Here is a 10,785-nt window from a genome sequence, read left to right as displayed (position 1 = left end):
TCGTTGATAAGGTCCGGAAGGCTGAGTCCCTGATTCTGGTACTGTTTTGCCACAGACACCACGAACCTGAGGTTCGCCCTTGTGAGTTTCTCGAGAGCCACCTGGTCGCCCTTTCTGATACGCTGGGCGAGTTCGACCTCTTCCTCTACGGTGATTAGTTCTTCCCTGCCGATCTCCTGGAGATATTTGTCAAGCGACGCACTCTCACGGTTGGTGATCGACTTAGTGATCTTAAGCTGTCTCATTTATCTAGTTCGTTTTACCTTCTATTTGGCGAAGCCGAAATAGGAAGCCTTGCCCGCAGGTGTGATACCCTCGACATAGACAGCCCTCTCGGACTTCTTGACGATATCCGTCACGTCCTGAGGCTTGCTTACAGGCTTGTTGTTGACGAACATGATGATAAAACCATCACTTACGCCGGCGTCCTTGATCTTGCCTGGAGCCACTGATACGATCTCCACTCCGTGCTTGATTCCGAACTTTGCAAGGGTCTCCTTGTCTGCCTCACGGATCTTCGCTCCGTAGAAAGCGACTGCTCCCTCGTCGTCAATTGCGCCATTCTCCGAAGACTGTGCGAGGAAGGTAACCTCAACGTCTTTGGTCTTGCCGTCCCTGATGATGGTGACTTTCGCCTTATCTCCAGGATGGTAGGTACTTACGAGAGCCTGAACCGATGCACCGTCAACTACCTTGACGTCATTGATCGCAACGAGTACGTCTCCCTTCTTGATGCCGGCCTTGTCGGCTGCGCCGCCTGCTGAAACCTCATAAACATATACTCCGTTCGCAGACGAAAGTTTCAATTCGTCAACTATTTTTTTATCAACATTTTGCATGGTGATTCCGAGCATCGCTCTCTTGACTGAGCCGAAGTCGATGAGGTCGTCCACGATTCTCTTCACGATATTGACAGGAACAGCGAATGAATATCCCGCATAAGATCCTGTCTGTGAGATAATTGCAGTATTGATACCAACGAGCTGACCAGCCTTGTTCACGAGGGCTCCACCACTGTTTCCAGGGTTAACCGCAGCATCGGTCTGGATGAAGGATTCAATCTTGAACTCACCAGTATAGTTAGGCATCGAACGGCCCTTTGCACTGACGATACCTGCAGTGATGGTAGAGCGGAGGTCATAAGGGCTTCCGATCGCGATGACCCACTCTCCGAGACGGAGTGCGTCAGAGTCTCCGAAAGGAACCACAGGAAGATTGTTGGCGTCGATCTTGATGAGAGCGACGTCGGTTGCAGGGTCAGTGCCGACGAGGGTTGCCTCGTAAGTCTCGTTGTTGTTGAGGGTCACCTCGATCTTGCTGGCCTTGTCGATAACGTGGTTGTTGGTCACGATGTAGCCGTCCTCACGGATGATGACACCAGAACCGCTGCCGGTACGCTCACGCTCCTGCGGAGTGCCTTCGTATCCGAAGAAAAAGTCGAAGATGGAACTTGGGGAAGATGCCACCTTGTCAGTTACGGTCACTTTGACATATACGACAGCGTCAACTGCCGACTCTGCTGCATATGTGAAGTCCGGATAATCTTCCAGATTGAGATTGACAGTCCTGTAACTATTGCCCACAGGCGCCTCCATATCTGAAGAAAGATCGTTGGCGTAAGCCGCCTTAGCTACGCCGAAAGAAGTCAGCCCGGCGATAAGAGCCGAGCATGCGAACATTGCTATAAGGGTCTTTTTCATAGTTAGATAATTTTACGTTCTTTTTTTGTTTGACTGCACTCATTTTTTCAAAATATATGCCATAACATTCACGCGAATTTCATATATTTGTGACCTATACATACCACCGATTATTGATCAATAAATCCCATACTTATGAAACTGGTTATTTCTAGTTCCGAATTGCTCAAGGGCACCCTGGCCGTTTCGAAGGCCATCCCGGCAAAGTCGTCGAACCCGATTCTCGAGAACTTCCTTTTCGCGCTTGCAGACGGCAAGCTCGAGATCACAGCCTCAGACACCGAGCTCACCCTTAAGACCACCATCGATGTCGAGAACGCGGCATCAGAGGGTAGGATTGCCGTGCCTGCAAAGCATCTGATCGAACTCCTCAAGGAGCTTCCTGACCAGCCGCTCACCATCAATACCGTCAGCGACAGCTCATTCGAGTGCATCTGGGCAAGCGGTCAGTCAACTCTCCCATATTTCCCAGCAGAGGATTATCCTGACATCACAGGTACCGACGAGACAGCTGTAAGCGTACAGTTCCCTGCAGCAGCCCTTGTCGAGGGTATCTCAAGCACCATATATGCAACTGCAGACGACGAGATCCGTCCTACCATGAACGGTATCTTCTTCGACATCGACACAGACTCCACCACCCTCGTGGCTTCAGATGCCCACAAGCTCATCTGCTACACCACCAAGGACGTGAAGTCTGAGCAGAAGGCATCGTTCATCCTCCACAAGAAGACCGCAGCCATCCTCAGGGCTATCATCGGCAAGGATGTCGAGGACGTAACCGTGGCATTCGACGCGAAGAACGCTTCATTCAGCTTCGACAAGACACTCGTGATCTGCCGTCAGATCGTCGGCCGCTACCCTAAGTACCGTGACGTTATCCCTCAGAACAACGCGAACACCCTCAAGATCGACCGTGCGCTCTTCCTCAATACCGTACGTCGTATCGCAGTCTGCTCGAACAAGGCATCGAACCAGATCAAGTTCGACCTCAGGGAGAATTCTCTCGAGATATCTGCACAGGATCTCGGATTCTCAATCGCAGCATACGAGAAGGTGGCTTGCCAGTATGACGGAGAGGAACTCACCATCGGCTTCAAGTCGACCTTCCTCGCTGAGATCCTCAGCAACATGTCATGCAACGAGATCGTGATGAAGTTCGCAGACAGCAAGCGCGCTGCCCTCATCGTCCCTGCAGAGGACGAGGCTGAGAGCGAGAAGCTCTGCGGCATCATCATGCCTATCATGTTCTCTTAGTCTCAGGCCATGGAACTCAACCTCAAGAGACCGCTGCTCTTCTTTGACATAGAGAGCACCGGTCTTAACATTGCGTCCGATTGCATCGCGGAGCTCAGCTTCGTAAAGATACTCCCAGGCGGCGAACAGCGCATCAAGACATGGCGTGTCCGTCCTTGGGACTATGTCAACAACTGTCAGAAGCCGATGAATCCTTCCGCTCAGGCCGTGCACGGAATCAGCGACGAGGAACTCGCCGACAAGCCACGCTTCTTCGAGATACTCCCTGAAGTGTGCGAGTGGCTCTCGGACAGCGACCTTGCAGGATACAACTCTGCCAAGTTTGACCTTCCCCTCCTCGCAGAGGAGATTGAGAGGGCAAGGGCAGCCGTACCTGGACTCGGCGTCGGCATCGACCTCCACCAGAAGAAGATGGTGGACGTACAGGTCATATACCACAAGAATGAGCCAAGAAACCTCAAGGCAGCGTACAACTTCTATGTGGGTGGAGACTTCGAGAACGCACATGCGGCTGAAGCAGACACCCTCGCGACCTATGCCGTCCTCAAGGGCCAGCTTGACAAATACCCTGAGGAAGTGATAAAGAACGACGTGGACTGGCTCGCGAACTACACCGAGAACCAGAAAGTCGTCGACTACGCCGGCAGGATAGTGCTCAATGCAGAGAAGGAGCCTTGCATCAGCTTCGGAAAGCATAAGGGCAAGACATGCCGCGAAGTCTACATGACCGAGCCTTCATACTTCGCATGGATATCGAACGGAGACTTCACTCTTGACACGAAGAGACAGTTCGCGCTCCTCAAGGAAAAGTATGACGCGGAAAAGAAGGCGGCGAGGACCAGACCTCTCAGCGAGCAGCAGATGAGCGACGCCGCTGCACAGCTCCGCGGAAAGTGGGGTGGCAATGGAAGATCAGGAAGTCTTTTCTAGGATAGGACATGAACATAATCGTAAGGACAGCATCCGGCGCAGTCTACTGCAGGCCTGACACCACCTGGGAAAGGGAGAACAAGGATCTCTTCGTTCCCGACGAGGTTACAGGTTACAGCTATGCACCCGTACTGTTCGCAAGAATCTGCAAGGCTGGAAAATGTGTCGGTGAGAAGTTCGCGGAGCGCTATTACGACAGCTTCGGCTTCGGTGTATTGCTCTATGTCGGTGATGAAATCTCCACCGGCTCATGCTACGACCACAGCTCCGTACTGCCGACTCCTCTGAAGGACAAGTCAGACATATCTAAAGCTGAGACTAACTTCTCCATAAGCCTGGACGGAGAAACGAAGTATTGCACCACATTAGGAGAAAACGCGGCTGCAGATATCTGCAAGGCAATTTCTGCTGCCTCGAAGATAGTATCGTTGAGAATAGGAGACTACATCGCGATCGAACTCCAGCAAAGGGAAACTCTCACCGAGAGGACCCAGCAAGGCATAAGGTTCAGCGCTGAGATGGATGGGGAAAGTCTATTTGACTTCAATATAGTATTCTAGGGCGGACCCTTCCCCGGAAAAGACCGCCACGAGATCCTTCAGGACAAGGTCTGGCCGCATGGCGCCACTCTCATAGAAATCATTACCACCCTCGGGATTCATCCTGAGGGTGTTGTTGTATATCCTCAGGCCATCACGACAAAACTCTTCAAAGGATGGATGCATGGACATCAGATCCACCTTGCTGCCTGCATATCCGGGATTCAGCCAGACGTCTGCCTCTCTCGAGAAAGAGTAGGCAGTCTCCAGAGATATCATGGAGGATTCAATTCCGTCCTTCGCCCCAAGAAGCACCCCTCCTGCGTCGCTGATAAGTCTGTACATATAGCTGCCCTTTGCCGGCACATACCATGCATCGCCATACGGGGCATTGACCATCACCTGAACACCGATGCCATCTGCACTCGCCTTTATAGCATTATACGACGAAGACACAGCTGAGAAGAGGGAATCTGCCATCTCACTCTTGCCGACCAGGGCTGCGCACAATCCAATATACTCCGCACGCGCGAGAGGATGCGACTCGAAATTGTCATAAACCATCAGCACCCTCACGCCAAGTGAGCGCAATTTCTGCACATACGCAGGTTCAACTGAGGACACAGCGTACGCTAGCACCAAATCGGGAGACAAGGAGAGTATGGTCTCGTAGTCCATTGCCGACTCATAGCCAATCTCCGCGACATCCGGGTTCCCATAGACCAGAGGATTCGACACATAGTTCTTCCCGGACACGCCCTTCACCACATCCACGCACCCGAGTTCGGCAAAACCGGCTACAAGGGTGGTCGACATACAGACGACACTTTCCATAGGAGAGAGCACGACGAGTGAGTCAACGCTTGGGTCAAATGGAGAAACGACCTTGACCACCACGCCATCCTCGTTCTGCTCGACGGAAAAATAACGGGCAGAGCCAGAGTCGAGCTCGTCCACCGAAGCCGAACATGCGTAAAAAAATAAAGCCGCGAAAAGCGGCGTGATGTATCTTAAGAATGTCATTTGAGAGCCACCTATGGGAATCGAACCCACGACCTTCGCGTTACGAATGCGATGCTCTACCGACTAAGCTAAAGTGGCTGATGCGTTTTTAGGAGCGCGGTGCAAATATATGTTATTTTTTTTAGATATTTGCCGTGATATGAAAGAAGCAGGAATTATTGTAATAGGTGCCGGTGCAGCTGGCCTCATGGCAGCATATGGAGCTGCAAGCTGCGGAGAAGACGTGGTCGTCCTTGAGAAGATGCCTCGTCCCGGAAGGAAGATCATGATCACCGGAAAGGGCAGATGCAACTTCACCAATGTCAAGGAGTGGAACGACTTCCAGGAGCATGTGCACCCTAAGGCAAACTTCCTGCGTCCTTCATTCCAGAACCTCACTCCCGAAAAGCTCATCGCCTTCTTCGAAGAGAACGGCATGGCCAGCGTGGTGGAAAGAGGTGACCGCGCTTTCCCGAGCTCACACCTCGCATCAGACGTCGTGGACACCCTCGTATATGCGGCCAGCCATGCCGGAGCAAAGATTGTCTGCGACTGCCCGGTAACCAATGTCATTGACGATATCCAGAAGGAAGGTTTCATCGTTAACTGCGGAGATGGTTCATCATGGCATTGCCGCAAGCTCATCATGACGACGGGAGGCCTCTCCTATCCAAAGACGGGCTCGACCGGCGACGGATACGCATGGGCGGAAGCTTTCGGCCATAAGCTCACTCCCCGTTTCCCTAGCCTCACTGCCATCACCCCTAAGGACTACAGATTCTCTGAGTGGATCTCGCTCAAGAATGTAGCATTGAGCACAATCATCGACGGCAACCTCTCTCAGGAAGAGTTCGGAGACCTCGACTTCACCAATGGCGGAATCGAAGGTCCTATAGGATTCAAGGTCAGCAGGAAGTGCGTCAAAGCCCTGCTCAACGGCTCCAGAGTCCAGGTTGTGATCGACCTCAAGCCAGCGGTCGAAGACGACGAGCTCGACAAGAGGATACAGAAGCTCTGGGATGAGGTGTGCAAGGACAAGCGTAGCGACGGCAAGCCATACAAGACCCGCTTCGGCGTGCTTCTGGGTAAGGTTCTTCCTATGGAAGTAATTCCCATGTTCATGGCCGCCAACCCCGAAATCGACCATAAGAGACTCGCCAAGGCGCTCAAGAACTGGAAGATAGACATTGTCGGCAACGTCGGCTATGAACGCTGCGTGGTCACTGCCGGTGGCGTCAGCCTTGATGAAGTGAATCAGAAGACACTCGAGTCCAAGAAAAGAAAAGGACTCCACCTTGCGGGCGAAGTCCTTGACCTTGATGCCGATACCGGCGGTTATAATCTTCACATTGCCTTTTCGACCGGATATCTTGCCGGTCTTTCGGCTGCTCGTTCCTAATATCCGAAGATATCCTCCATGCTGACGATCTTTACGTCACCGAGGGTCTTGAGGTATGCAACGTCGAGATCCTTGATGTCACCGAGGATCGCGTAGGTGTAGTCACGTCCCTTGACCCACTTCTGCTGTGTGGCGACCACATCCTGGAGGGTCATGCCCTGGAGAGTCTCGAACACCTGCCTGTCGAGAGGTTCGTCAAGACCGAGCTCGCGGCAGCTGCGATATGCGCTGAGGACTGCAGATCCCACGGTCCTGTCGGTACGCATGCGCGATATGATGGCTTCCTTTGCGATTGAGAACGAAGACTCTGACTCAGGCATCTGATTGATGATGTCGTCGAAAGCCTCGATGGCAATGCGCATCTTGTCGTTCTGGGTAGCGATGAATGCCATATAATAGTAGTCGCTCTTGAGATTGCTTGGCTGATACAGACGTGCCCATGCAGAATATGCAAGACCACGAGCCTCGCGCATTTCCTGGAACACGACGGTGTTCATGCCGCCACCGAAATACTCGTTGTAGAGGTTTACAGCCGCAGCCTCAGGAGCCATGAACTTCTCTCCCCTGTTGGAATACTGGATATAGTAGATCTGCTTTGCATCATACTGAGCCATCACTACTGAGCTGCCGTTGTTCTGCTTAAGGGTAGGATATGACTTCTGGAGAGGAGCAAGGCCAGCATTCACCTTATGGCTTGCAGAAAGGAGATCCTTTGCTGCAGACTCTGATGCTGGACCGTAGTAGAGAATCTCATGAGCCTTGGTATAGAGCTCAGAGAACTTAGAAAGGAGTTCCTCTGACTTGAGAGCTGCCACCTGAGGGTTGCTGAGAGTGATCTTGTCGATGAACTCGCCACCATATACCACATAGTTGGTGAGAGCTGAGTAGCATGACCTCTGGTTGAGCTTCCTGTCTGCTCTTGACTTGAGGAGATCCGCCTTGAGGGCTGCGAGTATGTTCTCGTCTGCCTTCGCATTGAAGAGAAGACCCTCAACCACCTTGATCGCCTCCGGAAGGTTCTCGTTGAGACCGCTTACGCTGATGGAAGTCTCACCGCTGCCGACCCTTACAGTGTAGCTGCATGCAAGCTCATACATCTTGGTCGCAATCTGCTCCGCGCTCATATCCTCGGTGCCGAGGTAGTCGATATAGTTCGCAGCGAAATCAAGGGCAGGGTCATTCTCCGAGCCTGTATTGAACACGAACGATACGCTTGCGATATCGTTGAGTTCATTCTTCTTATAGAGCACATGTACGCCCTCCGCGAGATCGAACTGGCTCATATCCTTGCTGAAGTCTACGAACACAGGCTCGATAGGCTTAACCTGAGTATTTGCCATCTCCACGAGGAACGCACTCTGCTTGTCACGGTTGGTCGCGATAGGAGTGATGGCAGGTGCAGATATCTTCTGGATGTCCTTATCCTCACCCATCCTCTTGTAGATTACTACATAATTGTCATCGCGGAGGAACTCGTTCGCCCATGCGATCACGTCATCCTTGGTCACTGCAGAGTAGCGCTCGATATCCTTGCAAGCGTCCGCCCAGCTGATTCCGTTGATGAAGGCGTCGATATAGAGCTGTGCACGCGAACCGTTATCCTCGAGCTCTCTCATCTTGGAAAGCTTGATGTTGTTGATGGTAGCCTCGATGAGAGACTCGCTGAAATCGCCTGAGCGAAGCTTTGCGACCTCGGAGAGAAGGAGTGAGCTGAGTTCCTCGAGAGACTGGCCAGCCTTAGGGTTACCCATGGCGATGAAGCTTGAGCAATCTGGCTGGATCTGGGTTCCAGCATACGCAGAGAGCACCTTCTGCTGCTGGTTGAGGTCAAGGTCCATCAGACCTGCCTGACCATTGGAAAGGATTGAACCGGCAATCTCAGCGACGGCGGTGTTCCTGAGGTCGGTAGCTGCAGGGAGACGCCATCCGAGTGCGACGTTCTCAGATTCGAGACCATAGATGTCGCGAACGATCGGAGCTGTGATAGGAGTCTCCTTCTCGTACTGGAGAGCAGGGATTGAAGGATTTGGCTCCCACTCGCCGAAGTACTTCTCGATGGTCTTCACCATCTGGTCAGGATCGAAGTCGCCGGAGAGACAGATACGGATGTTGTTAGGAACATAGTATGTGTCGTGGTACTTCTTTACATTGGTGATGGATGGATTCTTGAGGTGATCCTGGAAACCGAGGACGTCATGGATTCCATAAGGATGGTGAGGATAGAGAGCATTGTCGAGCGCCTGCCAAACCTTGCGGCTGTCCTGGGTGAGGGACATGTTCTTCTCCTCGTAGATAGTCTCAAGCTCGGTATGGAAACCGCGGAGCACTGGGTGCATGAAGCGGTCAGACTGGATACGAGCCCAATTCTCGATCTGGTTTGAAGGGATGTCCTCGGTATACACGGTCTCGTCGTGAGAGGTCCATGCGTTGGTACCGTCAGCACCGATGAGGGCCATGAGCTTGTCATACTCGTTAGGGATGGCGATCTGCGAAGCCAGGTAGCTGACAGAATCTATCTTGTGGTAGATCGCTTCGCGCTGAGCGGGATCAGTCGTCTGGCGATATGTCTCGAAGAGAGCCTCAATCTCGTCGAGAAGCGGTTTCTCCGCAGCATAGTCAGATGTACCGAACTGCTCGGTTCCCTTGAACATGAGATGTTCGAAATAGTGAGCGAGACCGGTGGTCTCGAGTGGATCGTTCTTCGCACCGACCTTCACTGCGATGTAGGTCTGGATGCGGGGAGTCTCCTTGTTCACCGTCATATATACCTCGAGTCCATTGTCGAGGGTGTAGATCTTGGTGTTGAGAGGGTCGCCTGCGACGGTCTCATACTTGATGCCAGAGCAGGATGCTGCGAGGAGCATGGCCGCTGCGGCAAATACTACTGTAAATATTCGTTTCATGGTAACTTGTTGATTATCCAAAATTAAAGACCGGCAGGCTGTCAGGGACATGCCACCGGTCATGGAGCGGAAAACGGGTTTCGAACCCGCGACCTTCGGCTTGGGAAGCCAACGCTCTACCAACTGAGCTATTTCCGCAAAGAAAAAAGGGTAAGCTGATTACATCGCACCGCTACGACCTCCTACCCTTGCTGCCTTCCGACCCTGGGGGAATTCAGAGGGAGCTGGTCGTGTAAGACTTACCCCGATGCAAATTTATGTAAATTTTAGAGACTGTCAAAAATAAATGGAAGAATGCTCTCAACCCTTTCGAATTTGAGCACTTTCTTCTTGCCAACGAGCAGGATCTCGAGCGGATGTCCGGACTTGGTCTGGAATTCCGCCATCACCTGGCGACAGGCTCCGCATGGGGTTGCTGGAGAATCCAGAAGCACACCGCCCTGACAAGCAGCGATTGCCAGCTTGCAGAAGTGAGCCCCATCAGCATGCGCATTCGCATAGAACATGGTCGTCCTCTCTGCGCAAAGTCCGGAAGGATATGCGGCGTTCTCCTGATTGGCACCCGTGAAGACACGTCCATCTGAGAGAAGAAGAGCTGCACCCACATTGAATTTCGAGTATGGCGCATAAGAGTACTTCGTGGCGTCCACTGCCATTTCTGCAAGTTCCCTGTCTCCCTGCTGAAGTTCCTCGATGGAGTCATACTCCTCATAGGAGATTTTTAGATCTTTGTTTGTCATTGGCGGTTAATTAGTGTTATCTTTGCATGGCATCATGCCTAACAAAGTTAAACATAATATCCAAAAGTCAATGAAAGTTTGCATAGGTCTGTCCGGAGGCGTGGATTCCAGCGTCGCAGCACTCCTGCTCAAGCAGGCTGGTTACGACGTCTTCGCACTTTTCATGCAGAACTGGCATGATACGACAGGTACCCTCCACGGCGACTGCGAGTGGGAGGAGGACCGCTTCGTCGCTGAACTCGTGGCTCGAAAGATCGGCATCCCCTTCTATTTCGTAGACCTCAGCAAGGAGTATCGCCAGAGGGTCGTAGACTA

Annotated in this window: 9 protein-coding genes, 2 tRNA genes, 1 other RNA gene and 1 pseudogene; 5 read left to right on the top strand and 8 right to left on the bottom strand. The window is 52.3% G+C overall.

Going from position 1 to position 10,785, the window contains the following annotated elements:
• Positions 1 to 245: sigma-70 factor domain-containing protein (locus AC06ND_RS03465; RefSeq protein ID WP_475677600.1), on the bottom strand; the 245-nt coding region annotated here is incomplete at its 3' end.
• 21 nt (positions 246 to 266) lie between these two features.
• Entirely contained in the window at positions 267 to 1,700 is a 1,434-nt protein-coding gene (locus AC06ND_RS03460) for a Do family serine endopeptidase (RefSeq protein ID WP_475677599.1), read from the bottom strand.
• Between the two features lie 135 nt (positions 1,701 to 1,835).
• On the opposite strand from AC06ND_RS03460, the gene dnaN reads away from it, so the two are divergent.
• The 3 genes from dnaN to AC06ND_RS03445 are packed head-to-tail and all read left to right on the top strand — an operon-like array spanning position 1,836 to position 4,447.
• A complete protein-coding gene (gene dnaN / locus AC06ND_RS03455) occupies positions 1,836 to 2,957 on the top strand; it encodes a DNA polymerase III subunit beta (protein WP_475677598.1) in 1,122 nt (373 codons plus the stop codon).
• 9 nt (positions 2,958 to 2,966) lie between these two features.
• Positions 2,967 to 3,887 (top strand): exonuclease domain-containing protein, encoded by a 921-nt coding sequence (locus AC06ND_RS03450; RefSeq protein ID WP_475677597.1) that lies wholly within the window; start codon positions 2,967 to 2,969, stop codon positions 3,885 to 3,887.
• 8 nt (positions 3,888 to 3,895) lie between these two features.
• Complete coding sequence (locus AC06ND_RS03445) at positions 3,896 to 4,447, top strand: hypothetical protein (protein WP_475677596.1); 552 nt, start codon at positions 3,896 to 3,898, stop codon at positions 4,445 to 4,447.
• Here the strand turns inward: AC06ND_RS03445 and AC06ND_RS03440 are convergent.
• Positions 4,421 to 5,449: an ABC transporter substrate-binding protein gene (locus AC06ND_RS03440; protein WP_475677595.1), complete on the bottom strand. Its 1,029-nt coding sequence runs from the start codon at positions 5,447 to 5,449 to the stop codon at positions 4,421 to 4,423. The two genes, AC06ND_RS03445 and AC06ND_RS03440, sit on opposite strands and share 27 nt — an antisense overlap.
• Before the next feature lie 5 nt (positions 5,450 to 5,454).
• Positions 5,455 to 5,527 (bottom strand) — tRNA-Thr (locus tag AC06ND_RS03435).
• A 61-nt stretch (positions 5,528 to 5,588) separates the two neighbouring features.
• Between AC06ND_RS03435 and AC06ND_RS03430 the strand changes: the two genes are divergently transcribed.
• Positions 5,589 to 6,827, top strand: coding sequence for a BaiN/RdsA family NAD(P)/FAD-dependent oxidoreductase (locus tag AC06ND_RS03430; protein WP_475677594.1), 1,239 nt, complete (start codon positions 5,589 to 5,591; stop codon positions 6,825 to 6,827).
• Here the strand turns inward: AC06ND_RS03430 and AC06ND_RS03425 are convergent.
• From AC06ND_RS03425 to cdd, 4 genes are all read right to left on the bottom strand, one after another.
• Positions 6,824 to 9,730 (bottom strand): M16 family metallopeptidase, encoded by a 2,907-nt coding sequence (locus AC06ND_RS03425; RefSeq protein WP_475677593.1) that lies wholly within the window; start codon positions 9,728 to 9,730, stop codon positions 6,824 to 6,826. The two genes, AC06ND_RS03430 and AC06ND_RS03425, sit on opposite strands and share 4 nt — an antisense overlap.
• Before the next feature lie 62 nt (positions 9,731 to 9,792).
• Positions 9,793 to 9,868 (bottom strand) — tRNA-Gly (locus AC06ND_RS03420).
• Between the two features lie 8 nt (positions 9,869 to 9,876).
• An RNA gene (ffs, locus tag AC06ND_RS03415) (signal recognition particle sRNA small type) lies at positions 9,877 to 9,975 on the bottom strand.
• Between the two features lie 21 nt (positions 9,976 to 9,996).
• Positions 9,997 to 10,470, bottom strand: a complete 474-nt coding sequence (gene cdd, locus AC06ND_RS03410) for a cytidine deaminase (RefSeq protein WP_475677592.1) — start codon at positions 10,468 to 10,470, stop codon at positions 9,997 to 9,999.
• 70 nt (positions 10,471 to 10,540) lie between these two features.
• Here cdd and AC06ND_RS03405 point away from each other — a divergent pair.
• Positions 10,541 to 10,785, top strand: a pseudogene (locus AC06ND_RS03405) (tRNA 2-thiouridine(34) synthase MnmA); the annotation flags it as partial.

Source organism: Candidatus Cryptobacteroides sp. (assembly GCF_056207615.1).
Note: the sequence above shows the minus strand (reverse complement) of the source record. Positions and strands in the feature narration are given on the sequence as shown.

Excerpts from the sequence above, each read along its gene's own strand:
- AC06ND_RS03440 (WP_475677595.1), bottom strand. The coding sequence starts at position 5,449 with ATGACATTCTTAAGATACATCACGCCGCTTTTCGCGGCTTTATTTTTT.
- AC06ND_RS03450 (WP_475677597.1), top strand. The coding sequence starts at position 2,967 with ATGGAACTCAACCTCAAGAGACCGCTGCTCTTCTTTGACATAGAGAGC.
- AC06ND_RS03445 (WP_475677596.1), top strand. The coding sequence starts at position 3,896 with ATGAACATAATCGTAAGGACAGCATCCGGCGCAGTCTACTGCAGGCCT.
- AC06ND_RS03430 (WP_475677594.1), top strand. The coding sequence starts at position 5,589 with ATGAAAGAAGCAGGAATTATTGTAATAGGTGCCGGTGCAGCTGGCCTC.
- AC06ND_RS03425 (WP_475677593.1), bottom strand. The coding sequence starts at position 9,730 with ATGAAACGAATATTTACAGTAGTATTTGCCGCAGCGGCCATGCTCCTC.
- cdd (WP_475677592.1), bottom strand. The coding sequence starts at position 10,470 with ATGACAAACAAAGATCTAAAAATCTCCTATGAGGAGTATGACTCCATC.
- dnaN (WP_475677598.1), top strand. The coding sequence starts at position 1,836 with ATGAAACTGGTTATTTCTAGTTCCGAATTGCTCAAGGGCACCCTGGCC.
- AC06ND_RS03460 (WP_475677599.1), bottom strand. The coding sequence starts at position 1,700 with ATGAAAAAGACCCTTATAGCAATGTTCGCATGCTCGGCTCTTATCGCC.